Below are 23,255 nucleotides of genomic sequence, written 5' to 3'. Positions count from 1 at the left end.
CCTTCACCGATGTTCCGGCTGCTTCGGCCGTGTCCCGGCTAGGGTTTGCGGGGTCAGGGACCGGCCCCGAAGGGACGTGAACGACATGCTGGTGATCCGAGCCGCACGCGCCTTCGACGGCGAACACGCACTGCCCGGGCCGGTATCGGTCTTCGTCGCGGACGGTCGGATCGTCGCACTGGAACCGGGCGAGGCACACGTGCCGGACGGCTGGGAGGTGGTCGACCACCCCACGGCGACCGTCCTTCCCGGCCTGTTCGACCTGCACAGCCACCTCGGCGGCGACGGTCGTGACGGCGCGCTCGACCGGTTGCCCGAGTACTCCGCCGCCGAACTCGACGCCGTGATCGACGACTCGCTGCGGCGCGAACTGGCCGTCGGGGTGACCGTGGTGCGCGATCTCGGCGACCGCGACTGGTCGGTGCTGCGGCGGCGCGATCGGGCGCCGGACGGGCGGGCCGTGCCGACGATCCTGGCGGCGGGGCCGCCGATCACCAGTGCCGGGGGCCACTGTTGGCGATTCGGTACCCAGGCCGGCGGGCCGGAGCAATTGCGCGCGGCGGTGCGCGAGCGGACCGAGCGCGGGGCGGACGTGGTCAAGGTGATGGGCAGCGGCGGCACGATGACGCCGGGCACCGACCTGATGCACTGCCAGTTCACCGAAGCGGAGCTGCGCCTGATCGTGGACGAGGCACACGCCGCCGGCTTGCCGGTGACGGTGCACGCGCACAACCTGCCCGCCGTCGAACAGGCCCTGGCCGCGCACGCCGACGGGATCGAGCACCTGACCTGCCTGACCGAGCAGGGCGTGCGGATCTCCGACGACCTGCTGGACCGACTCGCGGCCCGGGGCATCCCCGTGTGCCCCACGCTCGGAACCGACCCCGACGCGCTCCCGCCGCCGGCGGCGCGGGAGTTGCTGGAGCGCATCGGAGCGACCCGGGAGGTCCGGCTCGCCCACGTGGCCCGCACACACCGCGCCGGGGTCCGCATCGTCTCCGGAGCGGACTCGGGAATCAGCGCCGCCAAGCCGCACGGAAGCCTGCCGGCGGCCGTCGCCGACCTGGTGTGGGGCGGCGTCTCGGCGACCGACGCCCTCGCGTCCGCCACCTCCCTCGCCGCCGACGCGGTGGGCCTCGGCAACCGCAAGGGCCGGCTCCGCGCGGGCCACGACGCCGACCTGCTGCTGTGCGAGGGCGACCCCGTCGGCCGCATCGGGGCACTCACCGCCGTCAGGGCGGTCATGGTCGGCGGGACCTGGGCGGACCTGACCTAACCCTTTTCGCTCAGGTACGCGATCAGGACCGGGACGTGGCTGTGGGACGGATCGCGGACGGCGGTGAGCAGGGTCACCCGCCCCGTGCCGGCTCGGGTCAGTAGCGCGGTGCGGGCGGATTCGGCTGCCGGGGAGTCGAGTTCGGCGCGATAGCGGGCGCGGAATTCGGCCTCGGTGACACTGCCGCCGTGCAGCGCGCGGCGCAGCTCGGTGGACGGGGTCAACTCCTTGGCCCAGTCGTCGAGACGGGCGTCGGCCTTGGTGATCCCGCGCGGCCACAGGCGGTCGGCCAGGATCCGCAGGCCGTCGTCCGGGTCGACGGGGTCGTAGACGCGGCGGACGGCGATGGTGGGTCCGCCGGCCGAGGTGCGCTGGGCCATGGTGGCTGCCTCCGGGTGGGGGTCGGTGCCGGATGCCCGCGTGTACCCCGCCGCCGGGCGGTCCCACCATCGGGCCGCGCGTGCGCTCGCGTGGGTTGGGCTCGCGTGTGCCTGTTCGGCGCGGGTTCAGTACGCGATGCCGACCGGTTGGCGGTACGTCGCCGGGTCGTCGAGGACCGCGAGCATCGCGTGTGCCACGTCGGCTCGGGCGATCGTGGCGCCGCGTGGCACGCTGCCGCCGATCTGCGTGCGGTACACGCCGGTGACGGCCGCCTTGGTCAGCTTCGGCGGTCGCATCGCGGTCCAGTCGGTGTCGCTGCGGGCGAGTTCGGCCTCCATCGCCGCCAGGTCCGCGTATACGTCCTTGAGCATCGAGCGCAGGATCGGGATCAGGCCCTTGCGGACGAGGATCGAGTCCTCGGACGGTGTCGGGCCCACCGGCGCGGCGCTGATCGTCACCAGGCGCCGCACGCCCGTGTCGGCCATCGCGGTGATGATCGCGGCGGTCGCGGCGGCGGCGATCCCGGTGGCCTTGCGGTTGCGCGGGCCGATGCCGGAGAGCACCGCGTCGTGCCCGTCGATCGCCTCGCGCAACTCGGCCGGATTCGTCACGTCGGCCCGGACGACGTCGATGTTCGGGTGTTCGAAGTCGGGCCGGGACGGTGCCCGAACCACGGCCGTGATCTTGTGTCCGGCCGCCGCGGCCTGCCGCAGGACGTGTCCGCCGGTGGCGCCCGTCGCGCCGAGAACGGTGAGCCTCATGTGTCGCCTCCCGAGGTGGGTGAGTGTTCACTCACCCCTCCATGGTGAATACTTGCTCACCAATACGTCAAGCCCGGCCCGGACCGCCCACGACGAACGGACGACCGCCCCGATGCACCACTCGCCCCACTCGGGCGCGGACCGGCAGGCGCCGGCGCCCACCCGGCAGCGCATCGTCGACGCCGCCGAGCATCTGATGCGTACGCTCGGCCTGGCGCGGACCACCACGAAGGAGATCGCGCGTGCCGCCGGGTGCTCGGAGGCCGCGCTGTACAAGCACTTCACCGGCAAGGAGGAGCTGTTCGTCGCGGTCCTCCAGGAGCGGCTGCCGCCACTGGGGCCGCTGCTCGCGCAACTCTCCGGCGAGGCGGGCGAGTCGGGCGAGGCGGGCGAGTCGGCCGGGTCCGGGGCGGGCGCGGACGCGGGCGGCGGCGCCGTGGAGCGGCGGTTGGCGGCGATCGTGCGCCGCGCCGTGGAGTTCTACGAGGAGAGCATGCCGATCGCCTCGTCCCTGTTCGCCGAACCCGCGCTGCTGCACCGGCACCGCGAGGCACTGCGCGGCATCGGCGCCGGTCCGCAGGTACCGCTGCGCATGCTCGCCGACTACCTCGCGGTGGAGCGCGATCGGGGCCGGATCGCGCCCGAGGTCGATCCCGACGCGGCCGCCGCGCTGCTCCTGGGCGCGTGCTACCAGCGGGCGTTCCTGCGGCACTTCATGGGCGTCGAGGACGGTCAGCCGGTGGCCGAATTCGCCGCGAGCACCGCCCGCACGCTGATGCGCGGCATCGCCCGTAGCTGATGTCGGCGCGGGCTGCGACACTCCGGTCAGCGAAGGTCCGCCCGCGATGTCGGTCCGGGCTCATATCGTGCGCGCATGGAACTGACACCCCACATGATCACGATCGACTGCGCCGACGCGGGCCGGCTCGCCGCCTGGTGGGCGGACGCGCTGGGCGTGGAGATCGCCCAGGACTTCGGCGAGTTCGTCATGGTCGCGGCCGAGCCGCTGGTCCTCGGCTTCCAGCAGGTGCCGGAGCCGCGGGTCGGCAAGAACCGGCTGCACATCGACTTCTCCGCCCCCGACCGCGTCGCGGCGGTCGACCGGCTGGTCGGGCTCGGCGCCACGGTGGTGGGGGATCGCAGCGCGCCCGGGCTGAACTGGACCACCATGCAGGACCCGGACGGCAACGAGTTCTGCGTCTCGGGGTAGCCGCGGCGCCCGGACTCAGCGCCGGTTCAGGTGGTCCGCCAACGCCCGCAAGGCGGTGATGGTTTCCCGGTCCAGGAGCTCGTCGTCGGCGGTGGGCCAGGCGCTGGTCTTGACGATGACGACGTCGGCTTCGGGGTCCACGTAGAGGTATTGGCCGAAGACGCCGATGCCGGTGAAGGCGCGCCGCGCGCCGCCGAGGGTCCACCACTGGCTCGAATAGCCGTAGTGCGGTCGGCCGCTCGGGCCGAGTGCGCCGACCGCGATGTGCGGAACGTCGCGGCCGCGGCTGCGCGCCACCCACTCCTTCGGCACGATCCGCTCGCCCGCCCACTCGCCGTCGCGGGCCATCAGCAGGCCGATCCGGGCCAGGTCGCGGGTGCTCGCGTTGAGCGAGCCGCCGCCGAGCGCGGTGCGCGGGCGACCCCGGGTGAGGAAGTAGTACGCGTCGTCCTCGGTGCCGATCCGGGACCACAGCCGGCTTGCGGCGTACTCCGCGAGCGGCATCCCCGTCGCGCCTTCCAGGACCCACCCCAGCACCTGCGTGTCGATCGTCGAGTAGTTGAACGCGGTGCCCGGCGGGCTCATCCGGGGCAGCGAGCGGATCACGTCCAGGATCGATCCGCCGCCGGTGACAGCGCGTTCGAAGCGGTTGATCGCGCTGTCCGGGACGGTCCAGTCCTCGACCGCGCCGACGCCGCTGCACATGTCCGACACCTGCTCGACGGTGGGCCCCTCGAACGCGGTCCCGGCCAGGTCCGGGCAGTACGTCACGACCGGGTCGTTCAGACTCGTGATCGCGCCCTCGGCCAGTGCGATGCCGACCAGGATCGAGGTCACCGACTTGGTCAGGGAGAACGCCTGGAAGCGCACACCCGGCCCGGCGCAGCGGCCCGGATAACCCTCGTGCACGATCGCCCCGCGATGCAGCACCAGGAACGACGTGGTGAAGGTGCGCGCGTGCAGGTCCGCGAGCGGGCGCTCGACCCGGTCGAGGGTGTAGGTCGCCTCGATCGACTCGGGCCGCTCCGGCCACGGGGACGCCGTCGCGGCGCGCGGGACGACGGTCTTGGGCATCAGCGCGTGCATGTGGGTGAAGGTCCACTCGTTCACCGGACGCCGCATCATCAGATCGCCCTGATGCCGCCAGAGCCACACCGCCCCGGCCGCGGCCCCGGCCAGGGCCGGCACGGTCCGACCCCAGCGCGGCATACCCGAAGCAGAACCCACGACGCCACTCTCCCTGTTGTGCGCACTCGTCTCGGATCGGATCGAACCGGATCGGACCGGTCGGCGGCCGGAGCCGCGCATCAGTAGAGCATCGACGCACGGGACGACGCGAGCGGCACGTTGCGGGCGGTCAGGCCCGGCCGCGCAGGTAGCGACCCCGGGAGAGTTCGGTGACCAGGACCCGATTGTCGCGGCCCGGGACCACGGTGCGGCGCTCCTCGGTCATGCCGAGCTTCGTCATCACGTTGGCCGAGGCGGCGTTGTCGACGTGGCACACGCTCACCAGGCGCGGGACGCGGGCGTACTCGAACGCGAAGCGCAGCACCTCGACGGCGGCCTCGGTGGCGATGCCGTGGCCCCAGTACGGCCGGGCCAGTCGCCAGCCGATCTCGACGGCGGGCAGGATCTCCGGCAGGAACTCCGGTACGGCCAGGCCCGCCCAGCCGACGACCGTGCCGACCGGGCCCGGGTCGGGCGTGCGCAGTTCGATCGCGAACAGACCGAACCCGCGTGCCTCCCAGTCGCGTTCGTAGCGGGCCAGGGCCGCGGCGCTCTCTTCGGGGGTAAGCGGCAGCCCGCCGCCGACGTAGCGCATCACCTCGGGGTCGGCGTGCATGGCGGTGAGCGCGGGCAGGTCGTCGTCGTGCCAGCGGCGGAGCAGGAGGCGGTCGGTTTCGATCATGGGACCATCGTGCATGATCCGGCGGCGGCTCGGGGAACGCGTTTTCGGGCTTTCGCACGCCACCGGATCGGGCCGCGACGCGAGGTGCCTTCGAGCCGCGACGCGACGTGCCTTCCGGCCTCAACGCCATGTCCGATTCCCGCCGGACGGTGCGCCGCGGATCGCGCACAGTGGGTGGTGGAAGCCCCGGTGTCGCACCGGGATCGGTACTCGCGGCCCACGGCCGCGGTCTTGGCGAAAGGTGCCATGATGACCGTCCACACCACCCTCGACAGCCCGCTCGGCGAGCTGCTGCTGATCGGCGAGGAGCGAGCCGACGGCACGGTCGCGCTGACCTCGCTGTCCGTACCCGGCCAGAAGGGCGGGGCCCGGGTGCCCGCCCACTCGCGTGCGGACGCGACCGTGTTCGCCGAGCCGGTGCGTCAACTCGGCGCCTACTTCGCGGGCGAACTGCGCGACTTCGACCTGCCGTTGGCCCCGCGCGGCTCGGCCTTCCAGGAGCGGATCTGGGCCGCGGTCGACGAGGTCCCGTACGGCACCACGACCACGTACGGCGCGATCGCCGAACGCGTGGGCACCTCGCGGGCGGGCGTCCGCGCGGTGGGCACCGCGATCGGCGCCAACCCGCTGCTCCTGATCCGCCCGTGCCACCGGGTGATCGGCGCGGACGGCGCGCTGCGCGGCTACGCCGGCGGGCTCGACCGCAAGGAATACCTGCTCGACCACGAGGGCGCGCTGCCGGCGCGGCTGGGGTGAGCGCCGTGGACACCCTCTTCGCCGCCGAACCGGCGAGCGGCACCGACCTCGCCGCGCGCCTCGACGAGCACGGCCACGCGCTGACCCACCGGATCCTGGACCCGGACACCTGCCGGGAGATCGCGGATCTGTACGACCGACCCGAACTGTTCCGGGCCACGATCGACATGGCCGGACACCGGTTCGGGGCCGGCCGGTACCGCTACTTCGCCGCACCCGTCCCGGAGCCGATCGCGTCGCTGCGCGCGTCCTGCTACCCGCACCTGCTGCCGATCGCCCGTGCGTGGGCGGAGCGGCTGGGCCGGCCGGCACCCTGGCCGGACACCCTCGACGAGTGGCTGACGATGTGTCATGCGGCGGGCCAGACCCGGCCGACGCCGATCCTGCTGCGCTACGGGCCGGGGGACTGGAACGCGCTGCACCGCGATCTGTACGGCGATCTGGTCTTCCCGCTCCAGGTGGTGATCGGCCTCGACGAGCCCGGCGTCGACTACACGGGCGGCGAATTCCTGTTGGCCGAACAGCGCTTCCGGGCGCAGTCGCGCGGGACCGCGATCAGCCTGCCGCAGGGGCACGGGCTGGTCTTCACCACCCGGGACCGGCCGATCCGCTCGACCCGGGGCTGGTCGGCCGCCCCGGTCCGGCACGGGGTCAGCACGGTCCACTCGGGCCGGCGCCGCACCCTCGGCCTCGTCTTCCACGACGCGGCGTGAGTGACGTGAGCGCTGTGAGTGCCGTGAACGGCGGTGCCGGTGGCGTGGGTGGCGGGTACACGCTGATCGGGCCGGACGGGCGGCCCTACCGCAGTGCGATCCCCGGCGCCCTGGGCGGAACCACGAACGGCCGGCTCTACGGGCGGCTGGACTGCCGCAGCGCGTTGCGGGCGATCGCGCGCGGCGGCTACGTGGCGAGCCGGGTCTTCTTCGCGACCGAGGCGGACGCGGTGGCGGCGGGGTTCCGGCCCTGCGCGGTGTGCCTGCCGGCCGAGTACGCCCGCTGGAAGGGCCGCCCGCCCGCGCCGCACACCGAGGCGGAACTGGCCGACCTGCTCCGGAAGTTGGCCGGTCGGCGCACGCTGGCGATCGGACACGGCCGAGACCGCGCGTCCACCGCCGCCGCACACGCGCTCGCGGCGGCCTGGCCGGGCGAGGTGGTGAGCGTCGTGTCCTGGCCCGAGCAGGCCGCCTCGTGGCTGCGCCCGGCACTGCGGTTGACCGCCCACGCGCCGGACGCCTGGGTGGTGGCGGGCATGGCGCGGGGGTGGGCGGGGATGCGGGAGCGGTTGTTGCGGAGTACCGATTGGGACCCGGAACGCACGTATGGGTTCGCGTCGTTGGCGGACGCGATCAGGGACGCGGGAGAGGAGTGGGGCGCGACCACCGGCTTCCTGTCGTACGCTCCGATCATGGCCGAAAGCACTCTCGTCCCGGACGACTTCGTGATCCCCCCGCCGCCGAGCACGCCGTCCTTCCGGCTGGAGCCCCTGGCGGCCCGGCACAACGAGGCCGACCTCGCCGCGTGGACCTCGAGTATCGACCACATCCGCGCCACGCCGGGTTTCGCCGGCCGCCACTGGCCGCCGCCGGAGGGCATGGCCCCGGCGGACAACCTGCGCGACCTGGTCAAGCACGCGGACGACTTCGCGCGGCGAGTGGGCTTCACCTATACGGTGCTCGCCGTCGGGGGCGCGGAGGGCGTCGAGGACGTCATCGGGTGTGTGTACATCTACCCCGACCGGGACGACCCGTCGATCACCAACGTGCGCTCGTGGGTGCGGGCCGACCGGGCCGACCTCGACGCTCCGCTCCACCACGAGGTGTCCGCGTGGCTCGCCGCCCGGTGGCCCTTCGAGCACGTGGTCTACGCCCCTCGGTAGGAACGCCGGCATGCGCCCGGCTGGTCAGGCGAACTCCGGTATCAATGCCGCGAGTTCGCGCCACTCGTCGAGCGGGATGCGGCCCTGGTCCGGGGTGAGGACCTGGAGGCAGACGTGGTCGGCGCCCGCGTCGAGGTGTTCGCGGACGCGCTTGGCGATGGTCTCGGGGTCGCCGATCGCGAACAGGGAGTCGACCAGGCGCGTGCCCTCGCCGTCGAGTTCGGCCCGGCTGAAGCCGAGTCGGCGGAGGTTGTTCACCTGGTGTCGGGCGGCCTGGTAGCCGGCCACGAAGCCGCGCGCGACCTCCAGGGCCCGGGTCCGGTCGGCCGTCGGGGACGGGACCACGGTCAGCGCCACGGACAGGTACGGATCCGGGCCCATCGTCTCCCGGGCGAGCGCGGTGTGGTCCACCGTGACCAGGTAGGTGTGCGCGCCCCAGGTCCGGCGGCCGGCGAGGGCGAGCATCCCGGGGCCGAGGGCGGCGAGCACACGGCGGGCGGGGCGCTCGGGCGGGTCGCCGACGAGTACCGCGGCGTCCATCTCGTCGAGGTACGCGCCGACGCCCGCGACGGCCGGGGCGGTGTTCGCCTTGGGCATGCCGGGGATGTCCGCCTGCCCGGCGGCGCGGTGGCCGCCCAGGCCCAGCACGAAGCGGCCCGGATACGCCTCGTTGAGCGTGGCCTCGGCGGCGGCCATCAGGCGCGGGGTGCGCTCGGACATGATCGCGATGCCGGTGGCGACCGGGAGCGTACGCGTGGCCGACAGCAGGAGTTGGGCATGCGTCGTGGCCTCGCGGCCGATGCCCTCGCCGACCCACAGGCCGCCGTAGCCGAGGGCCTCGATCTCGGCGGCCGCGTCGCGTACCGCGCCGGCGGGACGACCGTCGAACGCGAAGGTCCACAGGCCGAGTCGGCCGAGGGCGGTCTTGTCGTGCGTCATCGGGTTCCGTTTCGGTTCGTCGGGGTGTGCGGGTGGGGTGCGGGGTGGGGCCGGCGGTGCTTCGTGGCATGCTCCGCCCGATGGCATGGCTCCGCCTGTGGACAGGGCTCCGCCCGGGGCACGGCTCCGCCCGGCATTCCGGAGGGGTCCTCCGGTTTGCCTCTTCCACCATATGGAGGCAGGCTCCGTTTGACAATCGTGGTGTCGTTCGAGAGGGAGTGCCGATGAGCCGGCCGATGCGCGCCGATGCGCGGCGCAACTACGAGCGGCTGCTCGCCGAGGCCCGGGTGGTGTTCCGCGAGCAGGGCGTCGACGCGTCGCTGGAGGAGTTGGCCCGGCGGGCCGGGGTCGGGATCGGGACGCTGTACCGGCATTTCCCGACGCGCGACGCGCTCGTCGAGGCGGTGGTGCGGGATCGGTACGACGGCCTCACCGCGCGGGCCGAGGCGTTGCGCGACGCCGACCGCGCGCGGGACGCGCTGGCCACGTGGTTGCGGTTGCTGATCGAGGGGGCCGGTACGTTTCGGGGGATGAGCGCGGCGCTGATGGCCACGCTCGCCGACGAGACGTCGGAGTTGTACGCCTCCTGCCATGCGATGCGCGAGGCCGGCGCCGCTCTGCTCACCCGCGCGCAGGCGGTGGGGGAGGTGCGCGCCGACATCGACACGGACGGGTTGTTCACCCTCGCGCACGGGATCGCGTGGGCGCACGAGCAGCGTGAGGTGGACGATCCGGAGCGGTTGCCCCGGCTGCTCGACGTGGTGGTCTTCGGGCTGGCGACGCGCGGCTGAGTACGTGCGCCCCCGACGGGTGGGGGAACACGCGGGTGGGATGCGCGGCGACCCGCTCGGAGCGCGTGCGGGCGGCTCGGCCAGACTGCGGGACATGGACAGTCAGGCGAATGGGCGGGCGAAAGACGCGGCGGACGTGCGGATCACCGGCGCCGCGGGGGCGTTGTTCTTCGATGCCGAGGGGCGGGTGCTGCTCGTCGAGCCGGACTACAAGCCCGGGTTGGAGTTTCCCGGCGGGATCCTGGAGCCGGGGGAGTCGCCGTGGGAGGGCTGCGTCCGGGAGGTGCGGGAGGAGTTGGGGATCGTCCTCGACGGTGCGCCGAACCTGCTCGTGGCGCAGTGGGTGACGCCGGCGGGCGGGCATCGCGGCGGTATGCGCTGGCTGTTCGACGGGGGTGTGTTGACGGCCGAGCGGATCGGGCAAATCCGACTCCAGGCCGACGAGTTGCGGGCGTGGCACCTGCTGACGCCGGATCAGGGCGCGGCGGCGATGCCGCCGGGGCGGGCCGCGCGACTGCGGGCGGCGCTGCGGGCGCGGGCGAGCGGTGGGGGGATGTACGTGGAGGGCGTGGAGTGAATCGGGCGCGCTAGCGGTGTGTGCCGTCGGCGCCCGTCACGGCGGCCGTCAGTGCCTCGACGAGCGGGATCGGTGGCGCGTCCGCCGTCGGGTACACCAGCAGGGTGCCGTCGGCCGCGACGGCGAAGCGGCCGCCCAACCGGCCCTCGCGGGCGGCCTCCTCCGGGTCGAGGGGGATGGGTGGGCCCTCGTCGAGGATGAGGGTGTCCGGGGTCAGGCCGGCGCGCAGTACGGCCGCCTCCAGAGCCCTTGCCCGGCCCGGATGCGACGTGCGCAGCCAGATCCGCCGGGCCGGGAACGGGTCGCGCTCCAGGAACGGGCGACCCGCGTGGTCGAGCGAGAACAGGTCCAGGACCGGTCTGCGGTGTGCCACGACGATCGGTCGGCGGCCGGTGAGTCGCGAGCGCATGCCGGGCGGCGGGTAGCCGAGTACGGGTAGTGCCGCGACGCCCCGGCGCTCGAACTCGGCCGCCGTCGCGGCCAGCAGCGCCTCGACGCGCTCGGCGGGTCGATGTGCGGCGGAGGTCGGGCCGGCGCCGGAAGCCGGACCGGCCGACCGCTGCCGCTCGGCCTCGATGCGGGCCTCGAAGTCGTTCATGGCGGCAACCTACCGGCGCGTCGTGTGTGGCGGGGCGGTTCGGGTGGGCGGGTGCGGTCGGGGCGTGATCGGCCGTGCTCGGGACGCGGCCGAGGGGTGATCACCGGACCGGCCCGATCGTCAGCCCGTCCGGGTCCGCTCCTGGCCGAGCGGCAAGCCGATTTCCTTGCGAACAACCGTCCCGGGATCAAAATTGACGTCCCGTCAGCCTTGTCGATTGGCAAAGGTCGACGTATGTTCATGGCCAACAGGAAGGGGGACCCGTGGCGATTCCGGCACCGGAGGACACCTACGACCGGGTGCTCCTGGCGGCAGAGGAGCTGTTCGGCGAACACGGCTTCGCCGGCACCTCGCTACAGGCCATCGCCGACCGTGTCGGAGTGACCAAGGCGGCCCTGTACTACCACTTCCGGACCAAGGACGAACTGCTCGACGCCCTGCTGCGCCCGGCCCTGAACGATCTGGACCGGGTGTTGGAGGTCGCCGAGAGCAGGCGCGGCACCACCGCTCGCCAACGCCTGCTGTTCGAGGGGTACGTCGACTTCCTCATCCGGTATCGCACCCTCGCCGTCATCCTCGACCGGGACGTCGCGATAGGCCGCCACCCCGCCATTCAGCCCCGACTCGCCTCGATCACCGCGCGGGTGCGCGAAGTCCTCGACGACGTCGACGACTCGATCGAATACCGCGTGTCGACGGCGGTGGCGATGGGTGGCATCTACTCCGCCGTCGCCGCCTTCCCCGAATTGCCCGACGACGAGCTGGGTCGCATCCTGCGGGGTGTGGTCCGCAAGCTCCTGGGCCCGCGCCGCAGGGCGCCGGGCCCGGTCGCCGGGGTCTGATCGAGCACGCGCTCACCGCACCACCGCTTCACAGCTCCACCGCTCCACCGCGACGTTCGGCACCCGTCCCCGGCCGGATCCCGCGGCGACCTCGCACACCCTCCGGCAACGGGAGTTCCACCATGACGTGTCCGGTCCTCGACCACGGCTTCGACCCCACCGACCCCGACCTGTACACCACGCGCATCCCGCTCGACGAGTTCGCGCTGCTGCGCAAGACGTCCCCGGTGGTGTGGGTGCCGCAGACGCCCGAGGTGTCCAACTTCGGCGACGACGGCTACTGGCTGGTCACCCGGCACGCGGACGTCAAGGAGGTCTCCACCAAGCCGGAGATCTACTCGACGAACAAGAACACGGCGATCATCCGCTTCGCCGAGGGCATGGACATGTCCAACATCGATGCGCAGAAGCTCATCATGATCAACATAGACCCGCCGGAGCACACCCGGCTGCGCAGCATCGTCCAGCGCGGCTTCACACCCCGGGCGATCAACGCCCTCCAGGCCGCGCTGACCGAACGCGCCGCGCAGATCGTGGCGGACGCCAAGGCCAAGGGCTCGGGCGACTTCGTCACCGAGGTCGCCTGCGAACTGCCCCTTCAGGCGATCGCGGAACTGATCGGCGTACCGCAGGAGGACCGCCGGAAGATCTTCGAGTGGTCGAACAAGATGCTCGGCTACGACGACCCCGAGTACGCGGAGACCCAGGAGGCGGGCGCGCAGGCCGCCGCCGAGCTGATGCTGTACTCGATGGGCATGGCCGAGGAGCGCAAGGCGTGCCCGGCACAGGACATCGTCACCCGGCTGATCACCGCCGAATCCGACGGCAGCCTGTCCTCCGACGAATTCGGCTTCTTCGTCCTGCTGTTGGCCGTGGCCGGCAACGAGACCACGCGCAACGCGATCACGCACGGGATGCTGGCGTTCTTCGACAACCCCGACCAGTGGGAGCTGTACAAGGCGGAGCGCCCGGAGACCACGGCGGACGAGATCGTGCGCTACTCCTCACCGGTGATGTCCTTCCAGCGCACCGCCACCCAGGACACCGTGCTCGGCGGCCAGGAGATCAAGGCGGGCCAGCGGGTCGGCATCTTCTACAGCTCGGCCAACTTCGACGCGGACGTGTTCGAGAACCCGACGAAGTTCGACATCACCCGCAGCCCCAACCCGCACCTGGGCTTCGGCGGCGGCGGCCCGCACTTCTGCCTCGGCGCCTCGCTCGCGCGCATGGAGATCAACCTGATGTTCAACGCCATCGCCGACGCGATGCCCGACATCACGAAGGCCGCCGACGCGAGGCGCCTTCGCCACGCCTGGATCAACGGCATCAAGGAACTCCAGGTCCACTACACGGGCAAGTAGCCGGGCCCGACCACGGGCCACCCCAAGCAGGCGCCGCCCACTCCCGGGAGCAGCGGGCGGCGCCTTCCCGCGGTCCGGCACGGTGATGGGACAAGGTCAGCCGGTCCAGGTGAGGCTGATGACGCTGACCAGTACCCGCGTGTCCTGGACTACGCAGGTGGCGAACCCGAAGCGGCCGAACGGCGCTTCCAGGGTGTCCTTCAGACCGCCGGCCATGCGTTTCCCGGCACTCCACGGGTCGCGCTGTAGCCGGTGCTCCAGGGTGTCGAGAGCGTTGAGGGCGGTGCGTGGCAGGGTCCGCCGGACCAACTCGGCCTTCGGGTGGTACTCGATCGTGTAGCTCACCGCTCCGCCTCTTGGAGTCGGGCGAGGGGGATCGCCCCCACGTCCTCGCCGGCGCGGACGGCTCGGGCGCGGTCGAGAATGTCGTCGTAGTCGCCGGCGCGGTGGTGGATGAGGCGCCGTTGCCAAGGTTCGAGGATGTCGGCGAGTTGGGCGAGGTCGCCGAGTTCGGCCGCGACGCGCAGTGCGTGTTGGTAGTCCTGTTCGAACTGGGCGCGGGCGTCGTCGGGGAGTTCGGCGCGGATTTGGCCGGGGGTGGGCCAGAGGGCGCCGCCGGTGTGGATCGTGACGTCGGGATCGCGCGGGTCGCGGGTGTCGTCCATGCCGTCAGCGTGGCATCGTGCCCACCGTGATCGGTAGCCGGCGCACTCGGATGGAGCACGCGCCGGTTATGGGCCCGGGGCGAGGGTGGGCAGGCGGCCGATTACCGTGGACCAGTCGTGTGCGTCGTCGCCGTCGAGTGGTGAGCCGTCCTCGTCGAGGACCAGGCCGACACCGCAGGCGCGCAGGGTGTCCAGGCTCCGGACCGAGGCCGGGTGCGCGGCCAGGGCGCTCTTGAACCAGGGCACGGCGACCACCGGGATGCCTGCGCCCAGCGCCTCGTTCAGGGTGCCGAGGGCTACGTTGTCGGAGATGCCGAGCGCCCATTTGTTGAGGGTGTTGAAGGTCAACGGGCAGGCGAGCAGCGCATCCGGGGCCGGGAACGGCCGCGGGTCGTCGGGCCCGCGCTCGCGGGTGCGCACCGGACGGCCCGCGACGGCCGCCAGGTCGTCGAGACCCGCGTCGAGCCATGCCGCGGCGGTCGGAGTGAGCGTGACACACGTGTCCCAGCCGTCCCCGCGAACGGTGTGGACCAGGCTCCCGAGCTCACGCAGCGCAGGAGCGGCCCCGGCCACGACGTACAGCACACGACGCGTCATGCGTGAAGCCTACGAGCGCCTGACGCGGGTCTGCGTCCGGTGGGCGTGGCGGGTGTCGGCGGGGGGTGGGAGGGTGGTGGGTTCAAGATCGTTTGTTCGGTGTCCGGGAGCGCGGCGTGGGTGGAATCGGCGAGGGTGTGTACGTGGTGCGCAATGTGCACAGTGGGCTCGTGCTCGAGGTCGAGGGGGGCCGGGCCGGGGGCGGGGCCCGCGTGGTGCAGGGGGCCGACGACGGGACGACCGCGCAACATTGGCGGGTCTCGGCGGTCCATCCCGGTGGGGCCGTGTATCACCTGGAGCACGTGGTCGCCGGGAGGCGGCTGGACGTGATCGGGGCCTCCGTGGAGAACGGGGCCTACGTACAGCTTTGGCGGGCCAACAACTTCGGCGCCCAGGAGTGGATCCTGGAGGAGCACGCGGAGGAGGCGGGGCGGGTCACGCTGATCAACTACGTCAGCGGGCTGCTGCTCGAGGTCGCCGACGGCAGTACGGAGGTCGGTGGGGCCGTACGGCAGTGGGAGGACACCGACCACCCGTCGCAGTGGTGGACGCTCGAAGCACGCTGAGCCGCGCCCGAGGCGCACGCCCTACGCCGCGGCCACCAGTTGGGCGCGTGCCAGCGCGGGCGTGGCCGGGCGGGGCCGGGCGGCCGGGCGGGTGAAGACGAACAGTCGCAGCACCACGAAGCGGCCGATCCCGGCCAGGCCGGACGCGCCCAGGTAGACGCCCTGTTCGACCAGGACGCCCGCGCCCGGGGCGGCCGCGTGCAGGCCCAGCATCGCGGCCGTGGTGACCAGGTACGCGGCCAGCGCGCTGAGCGCGGACTGCCCGTGCGCGCGCAGCCCGGCCCGGCCGCCGCCGAAGGTGAACCGGCTGTGCAGTTCGGTGGCGGCCACCGTGGAGACCACGGTCACGAACGCGTTGGCGACCGCGATCGGCATCGTGCCGGAAAGGACGACCAGCGCACCGGAGGAGGCGATCCCGGTACCGCCGCCGAAGACCACGAAGCGCGCGAACGCGGCGATCGGACCGGACTTCCCGGTCTCGCCGCCCGCCGCCTCGCCGCTGGTGTCCGCGCTGCTCTTCCCCGTGGTCTTCATAGGCTTCAGCCTAGAAACGAATGAGGCAAACGAGCTTCCTGATTTGCTCGATGCACGCGGGATTCTCGATAAAAACACAGAACCAAGCCTGGCGGAAGACACAGCCCCGACGCACCGGGTTTTTCATCGCCGGCGCCCCGCCCACCGCCGGGCGCCCCGCTGCCCGAGTGCGCCCCGACCGAAGCCGATCGGAGCGCTCGCTCCCCGGGCGTCGCCCGGCGCGGACCCGCCAAGATCCGCCGGACAGGGCCTAGTTGGCCGACGTGAAGACCAGCGTCGCGTTGTGTCCGCCGAAGCCGAAGGCGTTGGCCACCGCGACGTTGAGCGGGCCGACCCTGGGTTCCTTGGCGACCACGTCCAGGTCGATGTCCGGGTCCTGCGAGTCCAGGTTGATCGTGGCCGGGACGACCCCGTCGCGCAGCGCCGACACCGCCGCGACCGCGGCGATCGCGCCGGCGCCGCCGCACAGGTGGCCGAGCATCGACTTGATCGCGGTGACCGCCGCGTGCGTACCGATCGCCTCGGTGATCGACGCCGCCTCCAGCACGTCGCCGGCCGGGGTCGAGGTCGCGTGTGCCTGGATGTGGTCCACGTCGGCGCCGGTGACGCCCGCCTCGGCCATCGCCAGCCGCAGCGCCCGGACCTGGCCGGGGCCGTACCCGGCGGTGATGTGGTTCGCGTCCGAGGTGACCCCGGCGCCGGCCAGGTGCGCGTGTACGAACGCACCGCGCGCCGCCGCGAATTCGGCTCGCTCCAGGACCACGAGCGCGGCCCCCTCGCTCATCACGAAGCCGTTGCGCGTGACGTCGAACGGACGCGACGCGGTCGCGGGGTCGCCGCCGTGCGTGGACAACGCGCGGGCCTGCGCGAAGCCGGCGATGGGCAGCGCGCCTATCGTCGCCTCCGCACCGCCCGCGACCACCACGTCGGCGCGGCCGAGGCGGATCAGGTCCAGGCCGTAGGCGATCGCCTCGGAACCCGACGCGCACGCGCTTACGGGGGTGTACGCACCGGCCCGGGCGCCCAGTTCCATGCTCACCTGCGCGGCCGGCCCATTGGGCATCAGCATCGGCACGGTGTGCGGGGACACCCGGCGCACCCCGGATTCGGCCAGCAGGTCGTGCTGCGCGAGCATCGTCATGGCGCCGCCCATGCCGGTGCCGACCACGACGGCGAACCGCTCCGGCTCGACCGCCGGAGCGCCCGCGTCCTGCCACGCCTCACGCGCCGCCACGAGCGCGGCCTGCTGACAGCGGTCGAGCCGCCGGGCCTTGACCCGGTCGAGCACCGTCTCGGGGCAGACCTTCATCCGCCCGGCGATCCGCACCGGCAGGTCGGCTGCCCAGGGATCCGTCAGCGCGCCGATTCCCGACTCGCCCGCCAGCAGGGCCGCCCACGTCGAGGGCACATCCCCGCCCAACGGCGTGGTCGCACCCATCCCCGTCACCACCACATCGGTCCTGCCGAGCGACATACAACGCACCCCAGCTCAGTCGAAGCCTTGTCAAAACGCGACACAGATGACCGGCGCACGATCGCGAGCCGGTCACTTGTCTCGCAACGCTGTCAGGGATACGTCGGCGCCGGGGTATCGACACCGATAAAGAGGACGTCCTAATACTTGTGGAGACTCGACAACCGGCCGGTAACCGAACCAGCGCCGCAAATCCTCCGAAACACCCCGATACCGTCCGATGTCGAACGCGCGCGGCCGGCATCTTCGGCCGACGCGGGACACGTATCGAGCCGGCTCCGGAGTGGCTCCCGCAGTGGGGCATTATCGACGAATCGGGGATGGTTGGCTCGAATTTCCCGAAGATCGACCAAAGCCGGGCGAAGCGTCGTGACCATGGCCATTCGCGACTTTCCCGTAGTCGATCCCAGGGGGACCGCCATGGCCTGGTACTCCGGAGCCACCAAACGTGAACTACAACCCGAATCCGACTCCCAGCCCCGCATCCGCCCCACCCAGTTGATCCTCCACTCGATCGCCGCGCCGTGGTCCGGGGAGCGGATGTACGAGTACTGGCGCGACTCGACCAACCTGGAGTCGCACTTCGGCTGCGCGTACGACGGTGGTCTGTTCCAGTTCGTCGGCACCGAGACCCGTGCCGACGCCAACGCCTCGGCGAACCGGCGGGCCGACGGCACCGGAGCGGTCAGCTGCGAGAGCGCGAGCAACCTGGAGCACACCGATCCGTGGACCGACGCCCAGGTCGCGAGCCTGATCCGGCTGGGCGTGTGGCTGCACCAACGGCACGGCCTGCCGCTGCGGGTGTGCCGCGCCTGGGACGACCCGGGCTACGGCTACCACCGGATGTTCGCCCAGTGGTCGCAGGGCGGCACCGCCTGCCCCGGCGATGCGCGGGTGCGCCAGTTCACCGAGCTGGTCTTCCCCGGGATCGTGGCCGCCGCCACGGGTGGCCCGGACGTCGAGATCCCGGCCCAGCGGCCCGCCGTGGACTTGGCCGAACTGGTCGCGGCGGCACGTTCGGACCCGGAGCGGGCCGGGACGCCCGTCACCTACATGGGGACGCGCATGGTCGAGAACGCGCTGGTCGAGGAGGGGCTGCTGGCCGAGGGCCTGGCCGATGGGCACTACGGCACGGCGACCGTGCGGGCGTACGCGGAGTGGCAGCGCAGGCTCGGCTACAGCGGCTCCGACGCCGACGGCATCCCGGGCCGCCGCTCGCTGGCCCGGTTGGGTGACCGGCACGGGTTCACGGTGGCGTGAGCGATCCGCGCGCCGCGAGTCCGCCGAGGCCCGGAGCGCGGCGCCGGACGTCCCGACAGGCGCGGCTATACGCCTCGATCGGTGGCCACGAGCAGGCCGGTGACTATCGCCAGGAGCGACCACACCAGCCACGTCCACGCGACCGCTTCGTAGACCGCGCTGTACAGGCCGAGAATGGTCAGCAGCACGAGCGTGCAGACCACCATGCCGCGACTCTGCGGACCGTAGGTACGGATCATCGTCGCCTCCTCCGTCGGAGTCCGGGAACGCACCCGTGCGAGCCACGGTAGCGCAGCGCGTTCGACCACCGACAGATCACGACCGGTCACAAACGCGCAGCGTGCGGGGCCGGCGTCCGAGGGATGGCGGCACTCGTCACACCACGAAGGGCCGCACCCGTCACAACACCAGGAGGTCGAACAGCCGATCCAGGTCGGCCGCCGGATTCGCGGTCAACCCGCCGTGTACCGGGCCCGGTTGCACGATCGTGCTGCGCGGCGCGGTCAGCCAGCGAAAGCGCCGGCCGAGCGGTTCCGCGCCCGGCGCGCCGGCCGACTCGCTGCCCGCGCACACCAGTTCCCACGCGGCCAGGACCGCCCGGGCCTGGGTCGGATCGGCCTCCGGGTCGAGCGCGCACAGCCTGGACTGCTCGACGTGCGTACGCGCGCCCAGGAAGTCGAACGCCTGGCTGTACAGGGCCACCCCGACATTCAGACACTCCCCGCGCTCCACGCGCGGCACCAGCCGGATGATCGAGTACTCGAAGAATTCCCGCTGCACGGCCATCGTCATCACTTGAGCCAATCCGGACGGTTCGACGGCCGCGCGGCGCCCTGGCGCGCGGACACCTCGGGCGCGATCTCCGGCAACCACGCGCGCGGGGCGGCGGCGCGGGCCAGCAGGTGCGCGATGTACGCCTCGCGCAGCGCGCCGGGACGGTCCAGCCCGAGCGCCCGCTCCGCGTCGCCCGGTTCCAGCCACTCGTCCGGGACCAGGGCCAGTACCTCGGTCAGCAGCTCGCGGGTGATCCTCGGGGCCAGCTCGGCGTCGGCCTTGAGCAGGCCCGGTCCGCCGAGCGCGGCCAACACGTGGTCGCTCGCGTCGAACGCGCGCGTGGCGGCGGACGCGGCGGCCTGCCACGCGTGGTGGAACCACAACGAGGCGCCGTGGTCGATCAGCCACAACCGGCCGTGCCAGACCAGCAGGTTCGGGTTGCGCCAGGAACGGTCCACGTTCGAGGTGAACGCGTCCAGCCACAACACGCGCGCGGCCAGTTCGGGGTCCGGCTCCCAGGTGGCGGGGGTGAAGTCGGCCGAGCCCGGCAGGAAGTCCATCCCGAGGTTCAGCCCGGCGCTGGCCCGCACCAGTTCCTGTACCTCCTGGTCCGGCTCGCCGCGCGCGATCACGGGATCCACCTCGACCCGGACCAGCGCCGGCACCGGCAGCCCGAGCCGACGCGCCAGTTCGCCCACCACGACCTCGGCGACCAGCACCTTGGGCCCCTGCCCGGCACTGCGGAACTTCACGACGTAGGTGCCGAGGTCGTCGGCCTCGACGAGCCCGGGCAACGAGCCGCCCTCACGCATGGGCGTGACGTAACGAATGGCATGGACCAGGGGAAGCATGCCCGAAACAATGCCACGCCCTCGATGCCGAAAAACACTCGCCCCGCCGCGCCCGTCCCCGACACCCTGGGCCGATGACCCACACCGACCGCGTCCTGGTCCTGTCCCCGCGCAGCACCGACACCGACCGAGCGCTGGCGAGCGCCGCGCACCGCCGCGACCTGCCGGTACGCCGCCTGCACACCTGGCAGGCGCCGGCCGACCTGATGGGCACGCGGGCACACCTGTACGCGGGTCCGCTGTTCGCCGACGCGACCGCGCGCGATCTGGACCTGGGGCTGCTGGAGGCGCCGGAGGACTGGTTGGCGCGGCTGCCGGTCGAGCTGACCCGGCGGGAGATCACCGCGACCACGTTGGCGCACGCGTGGACGCTGCGTCGGCCGATGTTCGTCAAGCCGCCGAACGACAAGTCGTTCCCGGCCCGGGTGTACCGGGACGGCACCCAACTGCCGGGTAGCGACGCGGCGGACCCGGACACCGCGGTGCTGCTCAGCGAGACCGTCGTCTTCCGGGCGGAATATCGGCTGTTCTGCCTGGACGGGGCGGTACACGCGGCGTCGCGGTACGCCGTCGACGGCGACCTCGACATCGCGCCGATCGCGGCGTGCCGGCGCGGTCCGGACGCGCTCGCGTTCGGCGCCGACGTGCTGGCGGCGGCCGGGGCGGACCTGCCCTCGGCGATCGTGGTGGACGTGGGCGGCACCGACGCGGGCTGGGCGGTCGTCGAGGCCAACGCGGCCTGGGCCTCGGGGGGCTACGCGTGCGAGATCGACCGCGTGCTGGACGTGGTGCTGCGCGCCGGGGGACCACGCCGGGAACTCGCGGCACGGGACGCGGCGTTTGTCCGGCACGCCCCCGTCATTCGGGACCGGGGGTGACGGTTCGGGGCCGGCGGGCGACACGGGGTTGGGGGCCGGGCGACCGGTTTGGAGACAATGGGTGTACCCGGATCCATCAGGATCCCCGCTCCTCGGGACGTGACACGCGTGAGTTCGCCGGAATCCAGCTCGGCGCCGATCGGCGACCTGTTCATGCGCCTGGCCAAGCGCATCCGGATCCGCGCCGGCCGCGAACTCGCCCCGTTGGGCCTGACCCCCGCCCAGGCGCACGCGATGAAGGTGCTCGTGCACGCCGGTGAGCCGCTGCGGATGGCGGACCTCGCCGCGCGCCTGGAGATCGTGCCGCGCTCGGCGACGACGGTGGTGGACGACCTCGCGGCGCGCGGATTGGTCCGGCGCAGCGCCTCGGCGGTGGATCGGCGGGCGACGTTGGTGGAGCCGACGGAGCGGGGGCGCGCCGAGGTGCGTCGGATCCGGGCGATCCGTCAGGGCGCGGGGGCGGCCGTGTTCGACCGGCTCGGCGAGGCGGACCGGGCCGAGCTGCTGCGGTTGTTGCGGCTGCTGGATCGGGAACTGGCCGAGCAGGAGTCGGTGGACCGGGACGGGGCGGGGCATCCGTGCGCGCGCGGGTCGGCGCGGTGAGTGGGGGCGGCGGCCCGGGTGATTCCGCCGAGAGCAGAGGGTCCTTCCCGTGGCGACCGTACGCGGGCAGAGTCTGATCATGAGAACTTTGATCCTGGGTGGTTCCGAATTCGTCGGCCGGGCCCTGACCGACGCCGCGCTCGCCAGGGGCTGGGACGTCACCGTGTTCAACCGCGGTCGGTACGAACTACCGCCCGAGGTACGCCCGTTGGTCGGTGATCGCACCGTCGAGGGCGGTCTCGCGGCGCTGGCCGACGGTGAGTGGGACGTGGTCCTGGACACCTGGAGTGCCGCGCCCAGGGCGGTGCGGGACACGGCCGACCTGCTGGCCGACCGGGTCGGGCGCTACGTGTACATCTCCACGTGCTCGGTGTACGCGGACCCGACGCTCCCCGGGGTGGGCGAGGAGGCGCCCTTGGTCGAGGGTTCGCCCGACGACGGCGACGTGGCGTACCCGATCGCCAAGCGCGGCGCCGAGATCGCCGTCGAGCGGGCCTTCGGCGACCGGTACGTGCACGCGCGCGCCGGCCTGATCCTGGGCCCGCGCGAGAACATCGGCCGCCTCCCGTGGTGGCTCAACCGGATCGCCCGGGGCGGCCCGGTGGTCGCACCCGGCCCGCGCGAGTCCCCGCTGCAGTTCATCGACGCGCGCGACCTGGCCGAATGGTCGGTGCACGCCGCCGAGGCGGGCCTGAGCGGCCCGTACAACCTGATCTCGCCGACGGGCCACACCACGATGGGCGAACTGCTCGACCTGTGCGTGCGGGTCACCGGCTCCACCGCCGAACTGCGCTGGATCGACCCGGAGACGATCCTGGCCGCCGACGTGCAGCCGTGGATCGAACTGCCGGTGTGGGTCCCGGCGGGCGAGGACTACAACAGCATCCACCGCCGCGACGTGAGCAAGGCCCTGGCCGCCGGTCTCCGCATCCGCCCGACAGCGGAGACCGTGGCCGACACCTGGACCTGGCTCCGCGCCCTGGGCGGAGTAGCCCCCCAACGCCCCGACCGCCCGGTGGTCGGCCTGCCCCCGGAAAAGGAAGCCGAACTCCTCGAGCCCTGACCGCCCGAGGCGCCGTCGGCGAACCCGACCCCCGACGGCGCCCCCCGGCCACGCGAGCCCGCCCCGCGCCCGGCTGTTCGGCTCAAGGGATCGGGAGAATTCCGTCGAGGAATGCGGTCCAGGCGGCTTCCACTCGGCGGGTGTGGTTCGGGTCGGTGGCGGCCAGGTGGTCCAGGAGGAGGCCGCGGAGGGTGGCGAGGACCAGGGTCGGTGGGACCCGGTGGTCGGTCAGGACGCGGTCGAGCGGGGGGAGCCATTCGTCGAGGGAGGCGACGGCGAAGTCGGACCACGGGGCGTCGCCTTGGAAGGACCGTACGTAGCCGTCGAAGAACAGGCGCAGCGCGCCGCGTCGTTCCGGTGCCACCAGCCAGGTCCACAGCAGGTCGAGGGTGTCGCGGGCGGTGCCGGGGCGGCCGTCGGCGCGAGTGACCAGGGCGAGTTGTTCGGCGCGGCCGACCTCCAGGATCTCTCGGATCAGGCCCTCCTTCGAGCCGAAGAGGTAGAGCAGGACGCGCGGACTGGAGCCGATCGCCCGGGCCAGCGGGCGCAGCGACAACTCGGCCAGGCCGTGTTCGGCGACATAGGCCACGCTCGCGGCGAGCAGTGCGTCGCGGCGGGCGGAGGTGGGGGGTTTCGCGTCGGCGGTCATCCGCATATCCTGCACTGAAACGACTGTTTCAGTGGAGGGTCGGTGCGGCGTTCGTGAAGGTTTT

At 72.6% G+C, this 23,255-nt stretch carries 30 protein-coding genes; 15 read left to right on the top strand and 15 right to left on the bottom strand.

Annotation, left to right across the window (positions count from 1 at the left end; genetic code table 11):
• Positions 1 to 85 precede the first annotated feature (85 nt).
• The gene (locus ACFRCG_RS04735; RefSeq protein ID WP_380028764.1) at positions 86 to 1,276 is read left to right on the top strand and encodes an amidohydrolase family protein; all 1,191 of its coding nucleotides are present in this window, start codon (positions 86 to 88) and stop codon (positions 1,274 to 1,276) included.
• On the opposite strand, the gene ACFRCG_RS04730 is transcribed toward ACFRCG_RS04735, so the two are convergent.
• Positions 1,273 to 1,656 carry a DUF488 domain-containing protein gene (locus ACFRCG_RS04730; protein WP_380028762.1) on the bottom strand — a complete coding sequence of 128 codons (384 nt, stop codon included), beginning with the start codon at positions 1,654 to 1,656 and terminating at the stop codon, positions 1,273 to 1,275. The genes ACFRCG_RS04735 and ACFRCG_RS04730 overlap by 4 nt on opposite strands.
• A 126-nt stretch (positions 1,657 to 1,782) precedes the next feature.
• The gene (locus tag ACFRCG_RS04725; RefSeq protein WP_380028760.1) at positions 1,783 to 2,418 is read right to left on the bottom strand and encodes an NAD(P)-dependent oxidoreductase; all 636 of its coding nucleotides are present in this window, start codon (positions 2,416 to 2,418) and stop codon (positions 1,783 to 1,785) included.
• 112 nt (positions 2,419 to 2,530) lie between these two features.
• On the opposite strand from ACFRCG_RS04725, the gene ACFRCG_RS04720 reads away from it, so the two are divergent.
• Together ACFRCG_RS04720 and ACFRCG_RS04715 are read left to right on the top strand one after the other, a co-directional pair.
• Positions 2,531 to 3,217: a TetR/AcrR family transcriptional regulator gene (locus tag ACFRCG_RS04720; protein ID WP_380028758.1), complete on the top strand. Its 687-nt coding sequence runs from the start codon at positions 2,531 to 2,533 to the stop codon at positions 3,215 to 3,217.
• Between the two features lie 75 nt (positions 3,218 to 3,292).
• Entirely contained in the window at positions 3,293 to 3,628 is a 336-nt protein-coding gene (locus ACFRCG_RS04715) for a VOC family protein (RefSeq protein ID WP_380001652.1), read from the top strand.
• A gap of 15 nt (positions 3,629 to 3,643) precedes the next feature.
• Here the strand turns inward: ACFRCG_RS04715 and ACFRCG_RS04710 are convergent, their stop codons facing one another.
• Positions 3,644 to 4,837 (bottom strand): serine hydrolase domain-containing protein, encoded by a 1,194-nt coding sequence (locus ACFRCG_RS04710; protein ID WP_380028756.1) that lies wholly within the window; start codon positions 4,835 to 4,837, stop codon positions 3,644 to 3,646.
• 148 nt (positions 4,838 to 4,985) lie between these two features.
• Positions 4,986 to 5,537: a GNAT family N-acetyltransferase gene (locus ACFRCG_RS04705; RefSeq protein ID WP_380028754.1), complete on the bottom strand. Its 552-nt coding sequence runs from the start codon at positions 5,535 to 5,537 to the stop codon at positions 4,986 to 4,988.
• A 249-nt stretch (positions 5,538 to 5,786) separates the two neighbouring features.
• Here ACFRCG_RS04705 and ACFRCG_RS04700 point away from each other — a divergent pair, with 249 nt between their 5' ends.
• Genes ACFRCG_RS04700 through ACFRCG_RS04690 form a run of 3 tightly spaced genes read left to right on the top strand, consistent with a single transcriptional unit; the run spans position 5,787 to position 8,169 of the window.
• The gene (locus ACFRCG_RS04700; protein ID WP_380028800.1) at positions 5,787 to 6,293 is read left to right on the top strand and encodes a methylated-DNA--[protein]-cysteine S-methyltransferase; all 507 of its coding nucleotides are present in this window, start codon (positions 5,787 to 5,789) and stop codon (positions 6,291 to 6,293) included.
• Positions 6,290 to 7,006 (top strand): 2OG-Fe(II) oxygenase, encoded by a 717-nt coding sequence (locus ACFRCG_RS04695; RefSeq protein WP_380028752.1) that lies wholly within the window; start codon positions 6,290 to 6,292, stop codon positions 7,004 to 7,006. The genes ACFRCG_RS04700 and ACFRCG_RS04695 overlap by 4 nt, the downstream gene beginning before the upstream one ends.
• A gap of 14 nt (positions 7,007 to 7,020) precedes the next feature.
• Positions 7,021 to 8,169 carry a hypothetical protein gene (locus ACFRCG_RS04690; RefSeq protein ID WP_380028750.1) on the top strand — a complete coding sequence of 383 codons (1,149 nt, stop codon included), beginning with the start codon at positions 7,021 to 7,023 and terminating at the stop codon, positions 8,167 to 8,169.
• Between the two features lie 24 nt (positions 8,170 to 8,193).
• Here the strand turns inward: ACFRCG_RS04690 and ACFRCG_RS04685 are convergent, their stop codons facing one another.
• Positions 8,194 to 9,108 carry a TIGR03620 family F420-dependent LLM class oxidoreductase gene (locus ACFRCG_RS04685; protein WP_380028748.1) on the bottom strand — a complete coding sequence of 305 codons (915 nt, stop codon included), beginning with the start codon at positions 9,106 to 9,108 and terminating at the stop codon, positions 8,194 to 8,196.
• A 224-nt stretch (positions 9,109 to 9,332) separates the two neighbouring features.
• Here ACFRCG_RS04685 and ACFRCG_RS04680 point away from each other — a divergent pair, with 224 nt between their 5' ends.
• Together ACFRCG_RS04680 and ACFRCG_RS04675 are read left to right on the top strand one after the other, a co-directional pair.
• Entirely contained in the window at positions 9,333 to 9,899 is a 567-nt protein-coding gene (locus tag ACFRCG_RS04680) for a TetR/AcrR family transcriptional regulator (protein ID WP_380028745.1), read from the top strand.
• 94 nt (positions 9,900 to 9,993) lie between these two features.
• Entirely contained in the window at positions 9,994 to 10,476 is a 483-nt protein-coding gene (locus ACFRCG_RS04675) for an NUDIX domain-containing protein (RefSeq protein WP_380028743.1), read from the top strand.
• A 10-nt stretch (positions 10,477 to 10,486) separates the two neighbouring features.
• Here the strand turns inward: ACFRCG_RS04675 and ACFRCG_RS04670 are convergent, their stop codons facing one another.
• Positions 10,487 to 11,074 (bottom strand): hypothetical protein, encoded by a 588-nt coding sequence (locus ACFRCG_RS04670; protein ID WP_380028740.1) that lies wholly within the window; start codon positions 11,072 to 11,074, stop codon positions 10,487 to 10,489.
• 263 nt (positions 11,075 to 11,337) lie between these two features.
• On the opposite strand from ACFRCG_RS04670, the gene ACFRCG_RS04665 reads away from it, so the two are divergent.
• Positions 11,338 to 11,916, top strand: a complete 579-nt coding sequence (locus tag ACFRCG_RS04665) for a TetR/AcrR family transcriptional regulator (protein WP_380028738.1) — start codon at positions 11,338 to 11,340, stop codon at positions 11,914 to 11,916.
• 122 nt (positions 11,917 to 12,038) lie between these two features.
• A complete protein-coding gene (locus tag ACFRCG_RS04660; RefSeq protein WP_380028736.1) occupies positions 12,039 to 13,277 on the top strand; it encodes a cytochrome P450 in 1,239 nt (412 codons plus the stop codon).
• 96 nt (positions 13,278 to 13,373) lie between these two features.
• On the opposite strand, the gene ACFRCG_RS04655 is transcribed toward ACFRCG_RS04660, so the two are convergent.
• The 3 genes from ACFRCG_RS04655 to ACFRCG_RS04645 form a co-directional block, all read right to left on the bottom strand.
• Positions 13,374 to 13,622 carry a type II toxin-antitoxin system RelE/ParE family toxin gene (locus tag ACFRCG_RS04655; RefSeq protein WP_380028734.1) on the bottom strand — a complete coding sequence of 83 codons (249 nt, stop codon included), beginning with the start codon at positions 13,620 to 13,622 and terminating at the stop codon, positions 13,374 to 13,376.
• Positions 13,619 to 13,942 (bottom strand): DUF6247 family protein, encoded by a 324-nt coding sequence (locus ACFRCG_RS04650; protein WP_380028732.1) that lies wholly within the window; start codon positions 13,940 to 13,942, stop codon positions 13,619 to 13,621. Before ACFRCG_RS04650 ends, ACFRCG_RS04655 begins: the two co-directional genes overlap by 4 nt.
• A 66-nt stretch (positions 13,943 to 14,008) precedes the next feature.
• The gene (locus ACFRCG_RS04645; RefSeq protein ID WP_380028730.1) at positions 14,009 to 14,539 is read right to left on the bottom strand and encodes a flavoprotein; all 531 of its coding nucleotides are present in this window, start codon (positions 14,537 to 14,539) and stop codon (positions 14,009 to 14,011) included.
• A gap of 116 nt (positions 14,540 to 14,655) precedes the next feature.
• Between ACFRCG_RS04645 and ACFRCG_RS04640 the strand changes: the two genes are divergently transcribed.
• Complete coding sequence (locus tag ACFRCG_RS04640; RefSeq protein WP_380028728.1) at positions 14,656 to 15,105, top strand: RICIN domain-containing protein; 450 nt, start codon at positions 14,656 to 14,658, stop codon at positions 15,103 to 15,105.
• A 21-nt stretch (positions 15,106 to 15,126) separates the two neighbouring features.
• Here ACFRCG_RS04640 and ACFRCG_RS04635 read toward each other — a convergent pair whose 3' ends face one another.
• Both ACFRCG_RS04635 and ACFRCG_RS04630 read right to left on the bottom strand, forming a co-directional pair.
• Positions 15,127 to 15,639 (bottom strand): GtrA family protein, encoded by a 513-nt coding sequence (locus ACFRCG_RS04635; protein WP_380028726.1) that lies wholly within the window; start codon positions 15,637 to 15,639, stop codon positions 15,127 to 15,129.
• Between the two features lie 250 nt (positions 15,640 to 15,889).
• Positions 15,890 to 17,113 carry a beta-ketoacyl-[acyl-carrier-protein] synthase family protein gene (locus tag ACFRCG_RS04630; RefSeq protein WP_380028723.1) on the bottom strand — a complete coding sequence of 408 codons (1,224 nt, stop codon included), beginning with the start codon at positions 17,111 to 17,113 and terminating at the stop codon, positions 15,890 to 15,892.
• Positions 17,114 to 17,533: 420 nt separating this feature from the next.
• On the opposite strand from ACFRCG_RS04630, the gene ACFRCG_RS04625 reads away from it, so the two are divergent.
• Complete coding sequence (locus ACFRCG_RS04625) at positions 17,534 to 18,373, top strand: N-acetylmuramoyl-L-alanine amidase (protein WP_380028721.1); 840 nt, start codon at positions 17,534 to 17,536, stop codon at positions 18,371 to 18,373.
• Positions 18,374 to 18,438: 65 nt separating this feature from the next.
• On the opposite strand, the gene ACFRCG_RS04620 is transcribed toward ACFRCG_RS04625, so the two are convergent.
• From ACFRCG_RS04620 to ACFRCG_RS04610, 3 genes are all read right to left on the bottom strand, one after another.
• The gene (locus tag ACFRCG_RS04620; protein WP_160161587.1) at positions 18,439 to 18,612 is read right to left on the bottom strand and encodes a hypothetical protein; all 174 of its coding nucleotides are present in this window, start codon (positions 18,610 to 18,612) and stop codon (positions 18,439 to 18,441) included.
• A gap of 160 nt (positions 18,613 to 18,772) precedes the next feature.
• The gene (locus ACFRCG_RS04615; protein WP_078974045.1) at positions 18,773 to 19,165 is read right to left on the bottom strand and encodes a DUF3037 domain-containing protein; all 393 of its coding nucleotides are present in this window, start codon (positions 19,163 to 19,165) and stop codon (positions 18,773 to 18,775) included.
• Positions 19,165 to 19,998: a HipA family kinase gene (locus tag ACFRCG_RS04610; RefSeq protein WP_380028719.1), complete on the bottom strand. Its 834-nt coding sequence runs from the start codon at positions 19,996 to 19,998 to the stop codon at positions 19,165 to 19,167. The genes ACFRCG_RS04615 and ACFRCG_RS04610 overlap by 1 nt, the downstream gene beginning before the upstream one ends.
• A gap of 74 nt (positions 19,999 to 20,072) precedes the next feature.
• Here ACFRCG_RS04610 and ACFRCG_RS04605 point away from each other — a divergent pair, with 74 nt between their 5' ends.
• From ACFRCG_RS04605 to ACFRCG_RS04595, 3 genes are all read left to right on the top strand, one after another.
• Positions 20,073 to 20,876 (top strand): ATP-grasp domain-containing protein, encoded by an 804-nt coding sequence (locus ACFRCG_RS04605; protein ID WP_380028717.1) that lies wholly within the window; start codon positions 20,073 to 20,075, stop codon positions 20,874 to 20,876.
• 108 nt (positions 20,877 to 20,984) lie between these two features.
• Positions 20,985 to 21,479: a MarR family winged helix-turn-helix transcriptional regulator gene (locus ACFRCG_RS04600; protein WP_380028715.1), complete on the top strand. Its 495-nt coding sequence runs from the start codon at positions 20,985 to 20,987 to the stop codon at positions 21,477 to 21,479.
• Between the two features lie 79 nt (positions 21,480 to 21,558).
• Positions 21,559 to 22,542: an SDR family oxidoreductase gene (locus tag ACFRCG_RS04595; RefSeq protein ID WP_380028713.1), complete on the top strand. Its 984-nt coding sequence runs from the start codon at positions 21,559 to 21,561 to the stop codon at positions 22,540 to 22,542.
• 82 nt (positions 22,543 to 22,624) lie between these two features.
• Here ACFRCG_RS04595 and ACFRCG_RS04590 read toward each other — a convergent pair whose 3' ends face one another.
• The gene (locus ACFRCG_RS04590) at positions 22,625 to 23,191 is read right to left on the bottom strand and encodes a TetR/AcrR family transcriptional regulator (protein ID WP_380028711.1); all 567 of its coding nucleotides are present in this window, start codon (positions 23,189 to 23,191) and stop codon (positions 22,625 to 22,627) included.
• Positions 23,192 to 23,255: the final 64 nt, after the last annotated feature.

It is taken from the genome of Embleya sp. NPDC056575, from assembly GCF_042793325.1.
GTDB lineage: Bacteria > Actinomycetota > Actinomycetes > Streptomycetales > Streptomycetaceae > Embleya.
This window is presented reverse-complemented; position numbering and strand designations above follow the sequence as displayed.